The following is a 19023-nucleotide window of genomic DNA, read 5'->3' as shown; positions in this document are numbered from 1 at the left end:
TAACATGGCATGATAAAAAATATATCAAATCTTGGTGACGCAGCTCTTTATTGTGATTTTGGAACTGAGGTTAATAAACAAATTAATTCTAAAGTGATTAGGTATTTTAATGCTATTAGAGAAAAAAATATTAAAGGAATTAATAATCTTACTCCTTCTTATAATAAACTAATAATTTCCTATGATCTTGAAGTAACAAATTTTAAAGAAATTAAAGATAAAATTGAATCACTTAGTGAAAGTGAAGCGCCTAATATGAATAATAAAAATTTAGAAATACCAGTTTGTTGTGATTTAACTTTTTCATTAGATATGGAAAGATTAGAAAAAAAATTAAACTTAAAGAGAACTGAGATTTTAGAAAATTTTTTTAACAAAGAATTCTTTTGTTACATGACAGGGTTTATTGCTGGAATGCCTTTTTTAGGTGATTTAGATGAAAAAATGAGAGCTCAACGTTTGGAAACTCCTAGAGTAAAAGTTCCAAAAGGTTCAGTCGGCATGACTGAACAATTTGCTAATATCTATACATTTGAAAGCCCAGGTGGTTGGAACATAATTGGTAATACACCACTTGAAGTATTTGATAGCTCCAAGGAAAAGGAACCAAATTTAATTAATCCAGGTGATACAGTTAGATTTAAACAGATTTCATTAGAGGAATATAAAAATTATAATGGTTGATAATTTCTTTAAAGTACTAAGACCAGGTATAAATACAACTTTTCAAGATAAAGGTAGAGATAATTTGTATCATATAGGTATTCCATTTAGTGGAGCGATGGATAACAGAAATTATTTATTAGCTAACAAGTTAGTATGCAATAAATTAGATACACCTGTTATTGAGTTCGCTTATCAGGGGCCATTATTAAAATTTTATGGAAATAAAATTAATATTGTTATTACTGGCGATGTTATCTTTAAATTAATTCAAAAAGGTAAAGAAATAGATGGAAATTGTTATGAAAGTTATCAGTTAGGTAATGAGGATGAGATTAATATTCTATCAACAAACAAATCTGTTTATGGTTACTTAGCAATCTCAGGCAATTTTGATTTAAAATTACAGTGGGGTAGTTGTTCAATTAATACAAAAGCAAACATTGGCTCAAATGAAGGTAAAAAATTAGAAGAAGATCAAAAAATTAAAATTTCTGAAGTTAATGAAAATATAAGTAAAACGAAAATTAACTATCTTAATTCAAAAATAGAAAATATTAGAATAATCAGAGGAACTAATTTTGATTATTTTTCAGACGAAGGAAAAAAAATTTTTTTAGAAAAAGAATTCACAGTTTCAAAATTATCTGACAGAATGGGGATGAGATTAGAAGGCCCAAAAATAGAAAATATTATAAATACTAATATTAAATCTGAAGGTTTGTTGAAAGGAGTTATTCAAGTTCCAGCGGATGGTAACCCTATCATAATGCTGTCAGACCATGGAACAATAGGTGGATATCCAAAAATTGCTGTTGTCGCTAGTGTTGATTATGACAGATTAGTTCAAATATCATCTGGATCTAAAATAAAGTTTAAAGAAATTGAATTATCTGATGCGGAAACTTTATTTAAGTTGTATCAAATGGAAACTCAGAATTTACTTTCACAAATTTAATGAACATAATCACAAAACTTCCAGGTCCACTTTTAGTATTTCTTGGAGCATGTAGTTTAAGTTTTGGTGGGCTAATTGTTAAATCTTTTGAGGGCTCAACCTTATGGCAGATATTATTTTGGAGGTCCTTATTTTTTTCTCTAACTGTCTTAGCTTTTTTAGTTATTAGTTACAGAAAAAAAACTTTTAAAGCATTTAAAGACTCAGGTTTACCAGGTTTTATCGGTGGGATTATTTTATCTTTTGGTTTCTGTGGTTATGTTTTTGCAATGTACAATACAACAGTTGCTAATACGAATTTTATTATATCTCTTCAAATTTTATTTTTAGCTATATTGGGATACTTCTTTTTAAAAGAAAAAATTTCTGCGATTACCTTAACTTCAATTATTCTTGCAATGACGGGTGTATTATTAATGGTTGGCAACTCATTAACACCTGGTGAATTATCTGGAAATTTAGCAGCTTTTACAATGCCAATTACTTTTGCAATTTTAATAATTATTGTTAGAAAATTTCCAACAGTTGATATGGTTCCTGCGCAATTTTATGCTGGAATATGTTCTTGTTTAGTCGGCTATTTCTTGTCGACAAAGATTATGATTTCTCCACATGATATATTTTTAGGGTTTATAGCAGGTTGTTTTCAAGTTGGTTTAGGTTTTATTTTTATCACTACAGGAGCAAGAACAACACCTTCTGCAATGGTTGGAATAATTATGTTATCAGAATCTGTGCTTGGTCCTATTTGGGCTTTTGTGTTTGTAAGCGAAAGACCATCAACGTATGGATTGATTGGTGGAGCAATAATTCTTTTTGCCGTTTTAATACAGTTTTATTCGTTACTATCTAAGAATAAAAAAAGTATTTCTCATTGACCATTCTTAAATAATTGATAAATTACATTTTAACGGGAGAGACTACAAACTTTGTAGCACCGAAGGAGCAACCACCCAGGAAACTCTCAGGTAAAAAGGACCGTAACATATTAACTCTGGAAAGAGATTAAATTCTCGCCGAAGGAGCAAAACTCTCAGGCAAATATACAGATGGGTACAAAGAGTTGATATGGAAATAAAAAAAACATCTTTAAATAAACTTCACCAAGACAATAAAGCTAAGTTTGTAGAGTTTGCTGGTTATGAAATGCCAATTCAATACAGCTCAGGTATTATTGAAGAACATAAATTTACAAGATCAAATTCTGGAATATTTGACGTATCACACATGGGACAGTTATTTATTTATGGTGATGATAATTTAACTAATGATTTAGAAGAGATTTTTCCACTAGATTTACATAATTTAAAATTGAATTCATCTAAATACAGTTTTCTAATGAATGATAAAGCCGGTGTCCATGATGATTTAATTATCACAAAATTAGAAGAAGGGTTTTTAATCATTTTAAATGCTGCGTGCAAAGATAATGATTTTAAAATTTTATCTAGTTTACTGAAAGACAAATACAAAATGGTTTTAGATGACCAAAGGTCATTAATAGCTATCCAAGGGCCTAAGTCAGTTGATATTTTAAATCAAATTTTAAAAACAGTTGCTGATTTGAGCTTTATGTCAGGCAATTGGTTTACGTATAAAGATCAAAAACTCTATGTGACAAGATCAGGTTATACAGGAGAAGATGGATTTGAAGTTTCAATTTCTAATGAGTTAGCTGAAGTATTTACTAAAGAATTATTAAAAAATGGAGCTAAATTAATTGGTCTTGGGGCAAGAGATACATTGAGACTTGAGGCTGGTCTTTGTTTGTATGGCCACGAACTTAGTACTGAAACGACCCCTATAGAGGCAAATCTTAAATGGGCAATTTCCAAGGAGAGACTGAATAATGGTGGATTTATTGGATCTCAAAATATTATCAGTCAGATTAATGATGGAGCAAAAAAAATTAGAGTTGGTATCAAGCCTGAGGGTAGATTGATTGCTAGAGAAAAAACTAAAGTCTATGATGAAAACGAACAGATGATCGGAGAGATAACGAGCGGCACATTTGGTCCAAGTGTTAATGGACCAATAGCAATGGGTTTTGTTGATCGTGAATTTTCAAAAAAAGAAACAAAAATTTTGTTGGAGGTAAGAGGAAAAAAATATCCTGCAAATATTTGTGGATTACCATTTTATAAAAAAAGTTATGTGAAAGGAGCAAACTAATGAGTGAAGTTAAATATTCTAAAGAACATGAGTGGATTAAAGTGGAGGGCGATGTGGGTACAATAGGTATCACACAGCATGCTACAGAAATGCTTGGAGATATAGTTTTTGTTGAATTGCCAGATGTGGGCTCATCAGTTGAAAAAGATGGTAATGCAGGAGTTGTAGAGTCTACTAAGGCTGCAAGTGATGTTTATACACCTATATCAGGTGAGGTAATGGAAAATAATCAAGCAATTGTTGATGATCCAGGAAAGATAAATTCAGATCCAGAAAATGAAGCTTGGTTTTTTAAATTAAAAATAAAAGATAGTAGTGAGTTAGATAGTTTGATGAATAAAGAAGAATACGACAAATTTGCAAAGGAAAGTGGAAACTAAAATGCTTAAAAGTTCTCAAAAAGATTTTATAAAAAGACATATTGGTCCATCAGATGCTGATCAACAAAAAATGCTTAATGAGCTTGGTTTTGATAGCCTAGATGACTTAATTTCTAAAACTGTTCCTGAAAAAATCTTATTAAAAGAGGATCTTGGAATTGGTGAACCAAATTCTGAATATGAAGCTTTGAGAAAGTTAAAAGTTATTTCAAAACAAAATAGAATTTATTCAAATTTTATTGGTATGGGGTATTACGGCACGTATACACCTTATGTAATTTTAAGAAATATTTTAGAAAATCCTGGATGGTATACTGCTTATACTCCTTATCAGCCTGAAGTTGCTCAAGGAAGATTGGAAATGCTTTTGAATTTTCAACAAATGATAACTGATTTTACAGGTTTAGATATTGCAAATGCCTCTTTATTAGACGAGGGAACAGCTGCAGCAGAAGCCGTTGGATTGAGCTACAGAATTTGTAAAAATGATTCTAATATTGTTTTTGTATCAAAAGATTGTCATCCACAAACTATTGATGTCATAAAAACTAGAGCAGAGCCTCTAGGTTTAACAGTTGTGGTAGGTGATGAATCTACAGATATAAAAGAGGATATTGTATGTGGGATTTTACAGTACCCTGGAACATTGGGAGATATTAAAGATCCAAGTGAAGCAATAAGTAAAATTCACAAAAATAATGGAAAAGCTGTGTTGGTTTGTGATTTATTAGCTTTAGCTAAACTAAAAACACCAGCTGAACTAGGAGCAGATATTGCAGTTGGTAGTTCTCAAAGATTTGGAATTCCAATGGGATATGGAGGTCCACATGCTGGTTTCTTTGCAACTAAAGATGAATTTAAAAGATCTATGCCCGGAAGGATTATAGGTGTTTCTGTTGATAGACATGGGAATAAAGCATACAGACTTTCCCTTCAAACAAGAGAACAGCACATAAGAAGAGATAAAGCTACTAGTAACATTTGTACAGCTCAAGCTTTGCTTGCAATTGTGTCTGCTGCGTATGCAATTTATCATGGACCCGATGGTTTGAAAAAAATTGCAGAAAATACATCTCAATTAGCAAAAAATTTTGCAGATAAAATTAAACAATCAGGTTATGAACTTTATTCAGACCATTTCTTTGACACAGTAACAATTAAAACTTTAGATAAAACTGACTCTATTTTTAGAAATGCATTACGACAAAATGTAAATATAAGAAAAGTTAATTCCGAGATGCTTTCCGTTGCATTTGATGAAAGAAAAAATGTTTATAGAGCTAATCAGTTATTAAAAATTTTTAATTGTTCAGAAGCAATTAAAGAAAATTTAAATGAAAATTTAAATAATTTGCCAAAAAATTTATTAAGAACATCTGAATATTTAACTCATCCTGTTTTTAATAGTTATCACTCAGAAACAGATATGCTTAGATATCTTAAAAAATTAGAGGACGCTGATATAGCTCTTAACAGATCTATGATAGCTTTAGGTTCGTGCACAATGAAGTTAAATGCAGTTGCGGAAATGATCCCAGTTACCTGGAGAGAATTTTCTGAACCCCATCCGTTTGCTCCAGTTGAACAAATGGAAGGATATAGAACCCTATTTACTGATTTAAAAAATTGGCTTAGATCAATTACTGGGTTTTCAGGTGTATCTTTGCAGCCAAATGCTGGTGCTCAAGGAGAGTTTGCAGGCTTGATGGTTATCAAAAAATTTCATGAAAATAATGGAGATAAGAATAGAAATGTTTGCTTAATACCAAGCTCAGCACATGGAACAAATCCTGCAAGTGCACAAATGGTAGGCATGAAAGTAGTGGTCATAAAATGTGATGAACATGGGAATGTTGATGTTGAAGATCTTAAAGAGAAAGCAAAAACTCACTCAGAAAACCTTGCAGCATTAATGGTCACGTATCCATCAACGCATGGAGTTTTTGAAGAACAAATTTCTGAAATATGTGAACTTATTCATGATAATGGTGGGCAAGTCTATATGGATGGAGCAAATCTAAATGCTCTTGTTGGGATTGCAAAACCTGGAAAGTTTGGTCCTGATGTTTGTCATATTAATTTACATAAAACATTTTGTATTCCTCACGGTGGGGGAGGACCAGGAATGGGACCTATAGCATGCAAGAGACATTTAGAAGTTTATTTGCCAAATCATTCTGTAATTAAAGATTGTGGGCCAGTAACAGGTATGGGCGCGGTTTCCGCGGCACCATGGGGAAGCTCTAGTATTTTATCTATTTCATGGATGTATATAAAAATGATGGGCTCTGAAGGACTTAAAAAAGCATCACAAGTAGCGATTTTAAATGCAAATTATGTAGCTCATAAATTAAAAGATGCATTTCCAATATTATATAAAGGTAAAAATGGAAATGTGGCTCATGAATGTATTATTGATATTAGAAAAATAAAATCAGAAATAGGGATTACAGAAGAAGATATTGCAAAAAGATTAATCGATTTTGGTTTTCACGCTCCAACTATGTCATGGCCGGTTGCAGGAACAATGATGATTGAGCCAACAGAAAGTGAAGGTTTACAAGAAATTGATAGGTTTTGTAATACCTTAAAAAAAATCAAAGAAGAAATTGATAAAGTTAAATCGGGAGAATACGATAAAATTGATAATCCAATTAAAAACTCACCACATACTCATGTTGAACTAATCGCCAACAAATGGGAACATAAGTATGAAAGAGAGGAAGCAGCATATCCATCAGAGTTTTTAAAACAGATTAAATACTGGCCACCTGTTGCAAGAGTTGATAATGTCTACGGAGATAAAAACTTAGTATGTTCATGTCCATCGATTGATGAATATAAAGATACTGCTGCATAAAATAATTTATTAATGAAAATTGCTGTAATTGGGTCAGGTATCTCTGGATTAAGTTCTGCATATTATCTTTCAAAAAAACATAAAGTCGATCTCTTTGAAAAACAAGATCGTTTTGGCGGTCATTCATACACGCTAGACATTAAGCTTAATGATAAAGAAAAAGTTGCAGTTGATATAGGATTTATGGTTTTTAATAAAATTACATATCCAAATTTAATAAATTTTTTTAAAGAAAATGAAATTGAAATTGAGGAAAGCGATATGTCATTTTCAGTTACTGTTAAAGACACAAATATTGAATATTGCGGAAAAGGTTTAAATGGTATTTTTTCAAATAAAGGAAATCTATTAAATCCTAAATTTGTTAAAATGTTCTTTGAAATTATAAGTTTTTATAAAAATTGTGAAAATTTAGACCCAAACTCATTAGATAAGGTTACTTTGGGTGAATATTTAAACAATATTGGAAAATCTAAATATTTTGTTGATTATCATATTATACCTATGGTCTCTGCAATATGGTCAATGCCACCATATGAGGCCTCACAAATGCCATTAGTATTCTTTTTAAATTTTTTTAAAAATCATGGACTATTCAAACTTAAAAATAGACCACAATGGTTTACAGTTGCTAATCGAAGTAAAACTTATGTTAGTAAAATACTTTCCAAAATTAGTGGAGAATATTTTAAAAATTATGAAATCAACAAAATTGTAAGAAATAGCAATGGTGTTAAAATTTATTATGGTTCAGAAAGTGAATTTTTTACTTACGACAAAGTTGTTCTAGCATCACATGCAGATGAAAGCTTGAAAATCATTTCAGATATTTCAGATAGAGAGAAAGAAATTTTAAGTAATTTTAAATACAAACCAAATAGAGCAGTCATCCATTCTGATGAAAGTGTAATGCCAAAAAATAAACAAGCTTGGTGCTCATGGAATTCCTCATTAAATCCTGAAAATAAGGAACATTCTTCAGTTACATATTGGCTTAATCAATTACAAAATCTTAAAATTGATAAAAATATATTTTTAACGATAAACCCTTTTTTTAAAATTGATCATCATAAAGTGTTTAATGAAATTGATTTTACCCATCCATATTATGATGAAAATGCCCTACAAAATCAGTCAAATTTAAAATCAATTCAAAATGTAAATAATACCTTGTTTGCTGGAAGTTATTTTGGTTACGGATTTCATGAAGATGGAATAAAATCTTCAATAGAGATGCTTAAAACCTTAAATGATTAACTCAGCTATTTATAACGGTCAAGTAATACACAAAAGGTTTAAACCTAAAGTTCATAATTTTAGATATAAAGTTTTTTCTCTGTTAATAGATCTTTCTGAATTAGAAAAACTAGATCAAAATGTTAATTTTTTTTCAATCAATAAATTTAATTTAATTAGTTTTTACGAAAAAGATCATGGTGAAAGAAATGGTACTCCTTTAAAACTATGGGTCCAAAAAAATTTAGAAAGAAATAACATTCAAGCTAAAGATATAAAAATTAAAATTTTGTGTTACCCAAGAATTTTTGGATTTGTTTTTAATCCTTTAAGTGTTTTTTATATTTATAATTTAGAAGATAAGTTAATTTCAATTTTATATGAAGTTAAGAATACATTCGGTGAACAACACACATATATATTTAAAGTAACAAAAGATTCAAATTTGATACAAAACAACTGTTCTAAAAAATTTCATGTATCCCCATTTATTGAAATGAATTGTAATTATTTCTTTAGGTTATTAAAACCAGGAAATAAAATTTCAGTTGTAATTGATCAATACGAGAATGAAGACAAAATCTTATACGCCTCTCAAGATGGAGTTAGAAGTGATTTTAATACAAAACAATTAGTTAAATCTTACTTAAAACACCCAGTAATGACATTTAAAATTATTTTAGCGATACATTTTGAAGCGTTTAAATTATGGGCAAAAGGAATTAAATTCATTAAAAAAAAAATAAAAGTCAAAAATAATATTACATTTGAAAATTAATGATTTTACATAAAATTGCTGACAAAATAATTTTTAATATTTTAAAAAGAATAAGTGTTGGATATTTAGAAATCACCTCAATATCTGGCGAACTTTTTAAATTTGGTAATTATGATGATAAACTTAAAGCGGATTTAAAAATAAAATCATCATCTCTAAGCTATAATTTGATTAAAGGGGGAAGCGTTGGTTTAGCCGAATGCTATATGAGAGATGAATTTGAAACTAGTAATTTATCTAATCTAATTGAATTAGCAGCAAGAAATATAAGTATTATTCATAAATTTTCTGGAATATTAGATTTAAAATTTTTAAATTTTATTAAAAATAAATTTGTCAAAAATACCAAAAGTAGAAGTAAAGAAAATATAGCTAGACACTATGATCTTGGAAATGATTTCTTCTCACTATGGCTTGATAAAACACTTACTTATTCTAGCGCAATATTTGATGAGCAAAATAAAGACTTATCCAATGCTCAAAACAATAAATACCAAAAATTAATTAATTTAATTCAACCTAGTAATGGAGATAAAGTTTTAGAGATAGGTTGTGGTTGGGGTGGGTTTGCTGAATACCTTGGTAAAAATTACGATGTTAAATTAGATTGTATCACAATTTCAAAAAAGCAATTCGAGTACGCTAAAGAGAGAATCCATAGTTGTGGTCTTAATGAAAAAGTAAATATTGAAATTAAGGACTATAGAGACTTAAACAGTAAATATAATTCTATTGCATCAATTGAAATGATTGAAGCTGTAGGACAAAATTATTTAGAAAGTTATTTTAAAACTATAAAGGATAATCTATCTGATGGTGGCAAAGCCGCAATACAAGCAATAACAATTGATGATAGTCTTTATGATAGATATAAAAACAAACAAGACTTCATCCAAAAATATATTTTTCCAGGTGGTTTTTTGCCCAATAAAAATACTATTAATAAACTCGTTTCTAAAAACGGTCTAAGTGTAAATTCATATATTTCATATGCTGATCATTACGCAGATACACTTGCTATATGGAAAGATGAATTTAACAAAAAATGGAGTTTAATTAAAGATCAAGGATTTGATTTAACTTTTAAAAGAATGTGGGAATTTTATCTTTCATATTGTGAAGCAGGTTTTAAATCTAAGAATATTGATTTAATTCAATTTTCACTTCAAAACAAATAATACATATAGGAGAAGTTAATGCGTCATATAAAATTTATTAGATCAATTTCATTGATAATTTCATTATTCTTAATTACAAGTTGTTCAAATAATAGTGCCATGAAACCAGAAGATTTTAAAAATAAAGAACCAAGATTAGTTATAGAAGAGTATATGACTGGAAATGTTAAAGCTTGGGGCGTATTACAAAATAGATCAGGAAAAGTAACAAGACAGTTTTCAGCTGACTTAAATGGATCTTGGGATGGGAAACAATTAATCCTTAAAGAAAAATTTAATTGGGATGATGGTGAGGTTCAGGATAGAGAATGGATTATTAATAAAATAGATGAAAATTATTACGAAGGTACAGCCGGTGATGTTGTTGGAAAGGCTAAAGGTTTCTCTTATGGGCCAGCTTTTAAATTCGAATATGTTTTGTTGGTACCAGTTAAAGGCAAAGAAATGAAAATTACCTTTGATGACTGGATTTTTAAACAAGATGATAGAGTTGCTATTAATAGAGCTACTATGACTAAGTTTGGTTTTAAAGTTGCTGAGTTAACAGTCGTATTTGTTAAAGACTAGTAATCTATTTTCTTCATTCCTTTAGCAACAAGTTTAAAATAAAGACTACTAGGTAGTATTTGAAGAAATTTTAAAAAATAAGTGAAAACTTTTGGAAAATGTATTTCAAATGATTTTTTAGTAGTAAGTCCTTTAAAAATTTCATTAGCAGCAAATTCAGGAGATTTTATCATTGGCATTGGAAAATCATTTTGATCAGTCATTGGCGTTTTAATAAAACCTGGACTAACTAAAGAAACTCTTACATTTTTTTGCATCATGTCAAAATTCAAACTTTCTGCAAAGCTGGTAAGAGCTGCTTTTGAGGCACAATATGCACCTGCAGCAGGTAATCCTCTGTAACCAGCAACTGAAGATATTATTGATATTTGCCCACTTTTTTTTTCAGAAAAGTAATCATAAATAGAATTTATAGAATTCATTGTTCCAAAATAATTTACTTCCATAATCTCTCTTATTTTATTTAGATTAAATTTTTTTTCTGATTTTGGATCATGCATACCAGTACCAAATACACAAATATCAATTTGGTTAAATTGCTCAATTATTTTTTTTGCAACTATTTTACAATTTTCTATTTCTGTTACATCTAATGGAAAAGGGTAGATATTTTTATTAAGTTCGTTAAGTTCATTTAATAAATTTTCACGTCTAGCAGATGCAGCAACAATCCAACCACTTTCTGCAAATTTAATTGTTAACGCTTTACCTATTCCACTACTAGCACCTGTAATCCAAATAACTTTTTTATCTCCCATAATTTATTGTATAATAGATATGTGTTAAAAAACAAATTCATATCATTCTTACTATTAAGTTTAGTTACGTTTTCGGCTTCTTTCATTGGAGGTTTGGCAACAATTAGCTTTAAGGAGCCATGGTATTCATTGTTAATTAAACCTTCATTTAATCCTCCAGATTGGATATTTGCTCCAGTTTGGACCACACTTTATTTGATGATGACATTCGCTATATGGATTTATTGGCACAATAAAAAAAGAGATATGAACACCGTCTATATTTATTTCATCCATCTAGTTTTTAATACAACTTGGAGTATAGTTTTTTTCGTACTACATAATATGTTATTAGCGTTAGTTATATTGGTAATTTTAATAGTTTTAATTATTATACTTATTTTTAGGTTTAGACGTGTCAACTTGGTTAGCTCATACCTAATGATTCCTTATGTACTTTGGTGTACGTTTGCTTTAGTTTTAAATTTGAACTTAATACTGTTAAATTAAATATGGATGATGTTGTAATTATTGGTGGTGGAATAATAGGTGCTGCAAGTGCTTATTTTTTATCTAAAGAAGGTAGAAAAGTTAAAGTAATAGAAAGAGACCCAACTTATAAAACAGCTTCATTTCCATTATCTTTAGGTGGATTTAGAAGACAGTTTTTCCAAAAAGAAAATATCTTACTTGGAAAATTTGCAAGAGAATTTATTTACCAAATTCCAAATCTTTTAAAAACTGAAAAAAATCCCAATCCAACTGCCAGCATGGTAACTAATGGTTATTTGTTAATGTTTGGACCAGAACATGCTGATGAACAATATAAGGCTCTTGAAAATCATAAAGTTTGTGAAGCAGGAACAAAAAATATTAAAGGCTCTGAATTATCAAAAGTATTTCCCTATATAAACAGTGAAGGTATAGAAACAGCAACTTATACAGATAACCAAAGTGAAGGTTGGATTGATCCATTCATGTTTCATAGTGCTTTAAAAAGTAAAGCTATTGAACTTGGTGCTGAATTTATTAAAGGAGAAGTTAAAAGTATTTCTGAAATAAAAGCTAAAACAATAATATCTGCTGCTGGTTGTTGGACTAAAGATTTATTAGAAGATATTCCGGTTGTTCCTCAAAAACACACAGTTTTTAGAGTTAAATGTCCAAAATATATAAAGGAAATGCCTCTTACTGGTGATTTAACTACAGGTGTTTATTGGAGACCTGAAGGGGGAGAGTATCTAGCTGGATCTCCAAACTCTGTTTTTGATGCAACTGATTTAGAACCAGCATGGAATGATTTTGAAGAATTAGTATGGCCAGCTTTAGCACAAAGGATACCGGCATTTGAAGAATTAAAACTAACTGGTGGATGGGCTGGTTATTATGATTGTAACAAATTAGATAACAACGCGGTTGTTGGTAAACATCCAAAATTTGATAATGTTTATATGGCCTCAGGATTTACTGGTAGGGGTCTTATGCAAGCTCCAGGGATTGGAAGAGCCTTAACAGAACTAATTACTACTGGATCTTATCAAACAATTGATATTAGTGATTTTGCTGTTGAAAGAGTGCTTGGAAATAATGCACGACCAGAACCTTACGTTCTATAAATTAAGTTCCACAAAATGTTTGATAGTTGTCATCAAGTGAGGGTAACTGATAATCTTCAATATCTTTTTGCTCATTGTATGGGTTATCAAATTTAGATAACATTTTATTCATTACCTCTAAGTTATCTTCATTAGCTGCTTTCAAAGCCTCTTCTACTTTGTGATTTCTTGGTATAATAACTGGGTTTGTTTCTTTCATTAGCTCTAAGGATTTCTCTTTTGAATTATCATTTATAGAAATTCTATTTTGCCATTCATTTGACCAATTAATAAAGTCTTTATCATTATATAAGCTGTTGTTAGCAATCTTAATGTTCATCAAATAACAAAAGGTATTTGTGTAATCTGCTTTGTTTTTTTCCATCCAAGTTAACAAATCATCAATAAGCTTTTTATCATCTTTACTTTTTCCAAATATACCAAGTTTATCCCTCATCATATTAAGCCATTTTTCTTCATAAATATTTTGAAAGTTATCAATTATTTCAGTAGCTAACTGAATGGCTTTATCTTCATTTTTATCAATAAGTGGAATTAGACATTCAGCAAATCTTGATAAATTCCATTTCGTTATTGGGGGTTGATTTGAAAAAGAATATCTTCCAAGTTGGTCTATAGAGCTAAAAACTGTTTTAGGATTATAGTGATCCATAAAGGCACATGGGCCGTAATCAATAGTTTCACCTGAGATTGACATGTTATCTGTATTCATAACACCATGAATAAAACCAACTCGCATCCAGTTAACTACTAATTTACATTGTCTTTCCATTACAAGATTAAGTAAATCTAGTGCTTTATTTTTAGAGGATTGAATTTCTGGATAATGTCTGTTGATTGTGTAATCAACCAATGTATTTAAGTCATCAATATTTTGCTTTGCTGCAATATATTGAAAAGTTCCAACTCTTATATGACTTGAAGCAACACGTGTTAAGATAGCTCCTGGTAATAAATTTTCTCTAACAACTTTTTCACCAGTTTTGACTACAGCAAGGCTTCTAGTAGTTGGTATTTTTAAAGCATGTATGGCTTCACTAATTATATATTCTCTTAACATGGGGCCTAAAACTGCACGACCATCACCACTTCTTGAGAAAGACGTTCTACCAGAGCCCTTAAATTGAACATCGTATCTATTGGTATTATTTACTAAATGCTCTCCTAACAAAACAGCTCTACCATCTCCAAGCATAGTAAAATGTCCAAATTGATGACCTGCATACGCTTGAGCTATAGTAGTAGATCCTTTTGGTAAAGTATTTCCAGAAAATATTTGAGATAAATCTTTTTTTTCTATTTTAGAAAAATCTAGGTTTAAATCTTTAGCTAATTGATCATTTAAAACTACTAACTCAGGATTATGGACGGGGGTAGGTTTAACTTCTTCCCTAAAGGTGTTAGATAATTTTGAATATGTGTTATCAAAATGCCAACCAATGGTCATTTTGATTAACTAACTTCTGCTTGATTTTCTTTAGGTTTAACTTCAGTTTTAAATTGGTTTGAAATTTTTTGAACTTCAACAGAAGAAACTTTATATTCAGCACACATAGTCTCTTCATCTTTACCATGACCTGTAACCATATTGACCATATGTTCTGGAAAATGAAATGTTGTAAACACAATTCCTTCTTTGACCTTATCTGTTACTTCTACCTTTAAAGCTACTTCACCTCTTCCAGAATATAGTCTTCCAATATCACCAGTACTAATATCTCGATGTGCAGCATCTTTAGGATGAATTAAAAGAACATCTTCATCAACAATATTAATATTTTTAGTTCTTCTTGTCATGGTAGCAGCATTATAGTGCTGAAGAACTCTGCTTGTTGTTAAAATTAAAGGATAATCTTTTTTGTTTTCCTCAATTTCTGTCGACTCTTTCCAGTCAAAATTCTTAAGCTGTCCTTTTCCTAATTTAAATGTTTCAGTATGAAGAATTTGAGTATCTGTTCCATCTTCTTGAACTGGCCATTGTAATCCTAATTTACCAAGTCTTTCTCTTGTCACTCCTTTAAAGAAAGGAACAACATCTGCAATTTCCGATAAAACTTGATCAGCGTTATATGTGGGTTGATTAAAACCTAGTTTTTGCATCATATCTGTTACAATTAATCCATCAGGTTTTGTTCCTGGTAAAGGTTCAACAGCTCTGTTTACTCTTTGAATTCTTCTTTCAGTATTTGTAAATGTACCATCTTTTTCCAAGAAAGTTGTACCAGGCAAAACAACGGTTGCAAGTTTTGCTGTTTCACTCATAAAAATTTCTTGAACAACTAAAAGCTCTAAAGAATTCATCGCTTCAACTACGTGTGCACTATTAGGATCAGTTTGAACAATATCTTCTCCAATAATCCATAGACCTTTTAATTCTTTATCAATTGCTGCTTCAAACATTTGTGGAATTTTTAATCCTGGTTTAGTCGGATGGGTTACTCCATATTTTTCTGTATAGAATTTTTGATTTTTTTCATCTGCTACCTCAAAATAACCAGCACCTTGGTGTGGTTGACAACCCATATCAGCTGCACCTTGCACATTGTTTTGACCTCTAAGAGGGTTCACTCCAACACCTCTTCTTCCAATATTTCCAGTAATCATTGCAAGATCTGCTATTAGCATTACAGTTTTTGAACCTTGTTGGTGTTCAGTTACCCCTAAACCATGGAATTCCATAGAATTATGTGCTGTTGCGTAAGCAATTGCTGCCTCTTTAACAAGTTGTTTATCTACACCTGCAACTTTTGCTAAATGATCAACATCTTGTCTTTCAATCTCTTTAATAAAATTATCAAAACCTTCAGTTCTATCTCTTACAAAATCTGCGTTATGTAGTTTTGATTTAATGATGAAATGTAACATCATATTAAGAACTGCAACATTTGTTCCAGGTCTAAGTTTGATGTGATAATTTGCAAGCTTAGCAAGCTCTGTAGTAATTGGATCTAGTACAATTAATTTTTTGCCCTTCATTACTTGTTGTTTAATTTTTGCACCTGTGACTGGGTGAGCGTTAGTAGGGTTGGCGCCAATTACTAAAAACAAATCAGCAAAATAAATATCCTCTGTAGAATTAGTTGCAGCTCCTGTTCCAAATGTTTGTTGCATACCCCACGCTGTTGGTGAATGACAAATTCTTGCACAACAATCTACACTGTTAGTTCCAACAGCAGCTCGTATCATTTTTTGAAAAACATAGTTTTCTTCATTAGTACATCTTGCTGAAGAAATTCCCGCAAATGCATCAGGACCATTATCATTTGTAATTCTATTCATTTCTTTTTTGATAAAGTCATAAGCTTCATCCCACGATGCTTCTTCAAATTTTCCATTTCTTTTGATCAATGGAGTTTTTAATCTGTCAGGATGATCATAAAAACTAAAAGCGTATCTACCTTTAATACAAGTATGTCCTGCATTTACTTCTGTTTCTTTTGGAGTATCTATAGCAACAACTTTGTTGTCTTTGATTGATGCTTCTAAATTACACCCAACTCCACAATAAGAACAAGTTGTTCTAACTTTTTCATCTACATCAGCAGATTTTGATTTAAAAACATCAGAGATTGCATCTGTTGGGCAAGTATGTGCACAAGCTCCACAAGATACACAAGAACTATCACCAAACATCATGTCATTGTCTGTTGTAATTTTAGACTCAAATCCTCTGCCACTCATTGTTAAAACAAAAGAACCTTGTATTTCATCACACGCTCTAACGCATCTTCCACAATTAATACAATTATCTAAGTTCATTCTCATGTAATCATGAGAAGTGTCTCTTGGAATTCCTTTGTGCTGCTTTGGACTGTTATATCTGTGATCCGAAATACCTAAATCATTAGCAACTGTTTGAAGTTCACAATTATTATTTACTTCACAACTATCACATTCCATAGGGTGATCTGTTAAAACTAATTCAACAATATTTTTTCTAAGACTTGTTATTGCTTCATTGGATGTAAAGATATGTTGGTTTTCAGCAACTGGAGTATGACAAGATGCAACCATTCTTGTTGGGCCATCTTTTTCTAAAGCAACTTCAACCGAACAAACACGACAAGCACCATAAGGAGCTAAATTTGGATCATCACAAAGAGTTGGAACTTTTTTTTCTCCAACATAACTTTTAACAAATTTTAATATAGACGTGTGGTTAGCACCAATTTCATATGGTTTACCATCGATATAAGCTATTTTTCTTTTTTCAGAACTCATTAATTATCTTTCACCATATCATTTTTCATTTCGTCTCCAAAGTACTTAAGAATATTCATAATTGGAGTAGGGATAGCCCCACATAAAGCACACAAACAGCCTTTTTGCATTGTTACAAGCAATTCGTTAAGTAATTTAAGGGGTATTTTAGCAGTTCCTTTCTTTGCTTGATCAAACATTTCTTTACCTCTGTATGAACCAAGTCTTCCAGGGAAACATTTTCCACATGATTCTTCTGCTGAAAATTCAAACAAATGATGAATATATTCAGACATTGAAAAATCTTTTGGAATACTAACAACACTAGCGTGCCCTAACATAAAACCTTTGGCAGTAAATTCTTGAAAATCTAAATTTAAATTATCAATTTCACTTAATGGCACAACACCACCCAATGGACCACCAACTTGAAAAGCTTTAATTGGTTCTTTGTACCCTCCACCAATTTCATTAAATATTTTTTTCATTGGTGTTCCCATATCAATTTCATAAACACCAGGATTATTAAAAAAACTATCAAGACAAACAAGTTTAGTTCCTGCAGATTTTTTATTTCCAATTGCTGAAAATTTTTCAGGACCATTTATTAAAATACCAGTTGCTGCTGCTAAAGTTTCTACGTTATTAACAACCGTTGGTTTTTTATACAAACCTTCTGTAACTGGAAATGGAGGTCTAACATCTACTTCAGCACGTCTTCCTTCAATAGATGCAATCAAAGCAGTTTCTTCTCCACAAATGTAAGCACCTTGACCAATACAAATACCTAGATCGAAAGAAAAATCTGTTCCTAAAATATTATCACCTAATAGATTTAATTTTTTAAGATCATTGATACAGCCATTGATAGCTTCTATAGATTTTGGATACTCTCCTCTTATATATAAAACACCTTCATCACTTCCAATGACCATTCCACATAACACCATACCAAAAATAACTTTTAGTGGCTGATCTTCTAATAGATATCTATCTGAAAATGCACCTGAGTCACCTTCATCAGCATTACATAAAACATATTTTTTATCTCCTTTTGCTTTACTGCAAAAATCCCATTTCATTCCTGTTGGGAACCCAGCACCACCTCTTCCAGTAAGGTTTGATTCTAATAGAGACTTAATAATTTCTTGTTTGTCTGTTTTTAAAAATTTATTTAATTGATCTTTAAATTGATCAGTAGATGACAACTTATCATCCATTAAAAAACTTGTTGTTGCGTAACTTTTTGAGAAAAACTTATCTTGTTTGATTTCTTCACCTTTTAAAATTTGATCAATTTTTTCTATGTCTTTTCCTGCATAGTTTTCACCATCATAATGAAATGCATTATTTTCATAGCAATGCCCTAAGCAAAACATTTCTCCAACTTTATCGTCACCTAATTTTTCTTTTAAAGTATCTTTTAATTTTTCTTGTGTACCAGCACACATGCAAGCACTTCCATTACAAACAAATGCTTTTTTTTCTCTGTGTGAAGGTCTTAAAAATTCGTAGAAACTCTCAGCACCATGAAGAGTTGAAACTCCTAAATTATGTTCTTTAGCAATTTCTTTAATATCTTTAGGATTATTGCTTAATGTATTTTCAGAGATTTGCTTAAAAAGATTGTCTTTTAAGCCTATTCTTCCTGATAAATTACTAATGTTTTTTGACACAA

At 30.5% G+C, this 19023-nt stretch carries 17 protein-coding genes and 1 riboswitch; of the genes, 12 read left to right on the top strand and 5 right to left on the bottom strand.

Annotated elements, in window-relative coordinates:
* Nucleotides 1-9 precede the first annotated feature (9 nt).
* The 10 genes from AC5SLZ_RS05065 to AC5SLZ_RS05020 all read left to right on the top strand — a co-directional run bounded on the left by AC5SLZ_RS05065 (nt 10) and on the right by AC5SLZ_RS05020 (nt 10792).
* Nucleotides 10-684, top strand: coding sequence for a 5-oxoprolinase subunit B family protein (locus tag AC5SLZ_RS05065; RefSeq protein WP_028036604.1), 675 nt, complete (start codon nt 10-12; stop codon nt 682-684).
* A complete protein-coding gene (locus tag AC5SLZ_RS05060) occupies nt 677-1621 on the top strand; it encodes a 5-oxoprolinase subunit C family protein (protein ID WP_028036605.1) in 945 nt (314 codons plus the stop codon). Before AC5SLZ_RS05065 ends, AC5SLZ_RS05060 begins: the two co-directional genes overlap by 8 nt.
* Nucleotides 1621-2499 (top strand): DMT family transporter, encoded by an 879-nt coding sequence (locus AC5SLZ_RS05055; RefSeq protein ID WP_028036606.1) that lies wholly within the window; start codon nt 1621-1623, stop codon nt 2497-2499. Before AC5SLZ_RS05060 ends, AC5SLZ_RS05055 begins: the two co-directional genes overlap by 1 nt.
* Nucleotides 2500-2522: 23 nt before the next feature.
* Nucleotides 2523-2612, top strand: a riboswitch (glycine riboswitch).
* Between the two features lie 77 nt (nt 2613-2689).
* On the top strand, nt 2690-3793 hold the full coding sequence (gene gcvT / locus AC5SLZ_RS05050; protein WP_494615222.1) for a glycine cleavage system aminomethyltransferase GcvT: 1104 nt from the start codon (nt 2690-2692) through the stop codon (nt 3791-3793).
* Nucleotides 3793-4173, top strand: a complete 381-nt coding sequence (gene gcvH / locus AC5SLZ_RS05045; protein WP_028036608.1) for a glycine cleavage system protein GcvH — start codon at nt 3793-3795, stop codon at nt 4171-4173. The genes gcvT and gcvH overlap by 1 nt, the downstream gene beginning before the upstream one ends.
* Nucleotide 4174: 1 nt before the next feature.
* Nucleotides 4175-7033 carry an aminomethyl-transferring glycine dehydrogenase gene (gcvP, locus tag AC5SLZ_RS05040; RefSeq protein WP_028036609.1) on the top strand — a complete coding sequence of 953 codons (2859 nt, stop codon included), beginning with the start codon at nt 4175-4177 and terminating at the stop codon, nt 7031-7033.
* 12 nt (nt 7034-7045) lie between these two features.
* Nucleotides 7046-8290, top strand: a complete 1245-nt coding sequence (locus AC5SLZ_RS05035; RefSeq protein WP_494615220.1) for an NAD(P)/FAD-dependent oxidoreductase — start codon at nt 7046-7048, stop codon at nt 8288-8290.
* Complete coding sequence (locus AC5SLZ_RS05030) at nt 8283-9047, top strand: DUF1365 domain-containing protein (RefSeq protein WP_028036611.1); 765 nt, start codon at nt 8283-8285, stop codon at nt 9045-9047. The genes AC5SLZ_RS05035 and AC5SLZ_RS05030 overlap by 8 nt, the downstream gene beginning before the upstream one ends.
* Nucleotides 9047-10225 carry an SAM-dependent methyltransferase gene (locus AC5SLZ_RS05025; RefSeq protein ID WP_028036612.1) on the top strand — a complete coding sequence of 393 codons (1179 nt, stop codon included), beginning with the start codon at nt 9047-9049 and terminating at the stop codon, nt 10223-10225. The genes AC5SLZ_RS05030 and AC5SLZ_RS05025 overlap by 1 nt, the downstream gene beginning before the upstream one ends.
* Before the next feature lie 18 nt (nt 10226-10243).
* A complete protein-coding gene (locus AC5SLZ_RS05020) occupies nt 10244-10792 on the top strand; it encodes a DUF3833 domain-containing protein (protein ID WP_494615218.1) in 549 nt (182 codons plus the stop codon).
* Here the strand turns inward: AC5SLZ_RS05020 and AC5SLZ_RS05015 are convergent.
* Complete coding sequence (locus AC5SLZ_RS05015) at nt 10789-11550, bottom strand: SDR family NAD(P)-dependent oxidoreductase (RefSeq protein WP_494615217.1); 762 nt, start codon at nt 11548-11550, stop codon at nt 10789-10791. The two genes, AC5SLZ_RS05020 and AC5SLZ_RS05015, sit on opposite strands and share 4 nt — an antisense overlap.
* A complete protein-coding gene (locus AC5SLZ_RS05010) occupies nt 11502-11738 on the bottom strand; it encodes a hypothetical protein (protein ID WP_494616235.1) in 237 nt (78 codons plus the stop codon). Before AC5SLZ_RS05010 ends, AC5SLZ_RS05015 begins: the two co-directional genes overlap by 49 nt.
* On the opposite strand from AC5SLZ_RS05010, the gene AC5SLZ_RS05005 reads away from it, so the two are divergent.
* Together AC5SLZ_RS05005 and AC5SLZ_RS05000 are read left to right on the top strand one after the other, a co-directional pair.
* Complete coding sequence (locus AC5SLZ_RS05005; protein ID WP_494616229.1) at nt 11644-12039, top strand: TspO/MBR family protein; 396 nt, start codon at nt 11644-11646, stop codon at nt 12037-12039. The two genes, AC5SLZ_RS05010 and AC5SLZ_RS05005, sit on opposite strands and share 95 nt — an antisense overlap.
* A 2-nt stretch (nt 12040-12041) precedes the next feature.
* A complete protein-coding gene (locus AC5SLZ_RS05000) occupies nt 12042-13145 on the top strand; it encodes an NAD(P)/FAD-dependent oxidoreductase (RefSeq protein WP_494615215.1) in 1104 nt (367 codons plus the stop codon).
* 1 nt (nt 13146) lies between these two features.
* Here AC5SLZ_RS05000 and AC5SLZ_RS04995 read toward each other — a convergent pair whose 3' ends face one another.
* The 3 genes from AC5SLZ_RS04995 to AC5SLZ_RS04985 are packed head-to-tail and all read right to left on the bottom strand — an operon-like array spanning nt 13147 to nt 19021.
* Nucleotides 13147-14592, bottom strand: coding sequence for a protein adenylyltransferase SelO (locus AC5SLZ_RS04995; protein WP_494615214.1), 1446 nt, complete (start codon nt 14590-14592; stop codon nt 13147-13149).
* Nucleotides 14593-14597: 5 nt separating this feature from the next.
* Nucleotides 14598-17366 carry a formate dehydrogenase subunit alpha gene (fdhF, locus tag AC5SLZ_RS04990; protein WP_494615212.1) on the bottom strand — a complete coding sequence of 923 codons (2769 nt, stop codon included), beginning with the start codon at nt 17364-17366 and terminating at the stop codon, nt 14598-14600.
* A complete protein-coding gene (locus AC5SLZ_RS04985) occupies nt 17366-19021 on the bottom strand; it encodes an NADH-ubiquinone oxidoreductase-F iron-sulfur binding region domain-containing protein (RefSeq protein ID WP_028036619.1) in 1656 nt (551 codons plus the stop codon). Before AC5SLZ_RS04985 ends, fdhF begins: the two co-directional genes overlap by 1 nt.
* Nucleotides 19022-19023 lie beyond the last annotated feature (2 nt).

It is taken from the genome of Candidatus Pelagibacter sp. PS_06, from assembly GCF_059418045.1.
This window is presented reverse-complemented; position numbering and strand designations above follow the sequence as displayed.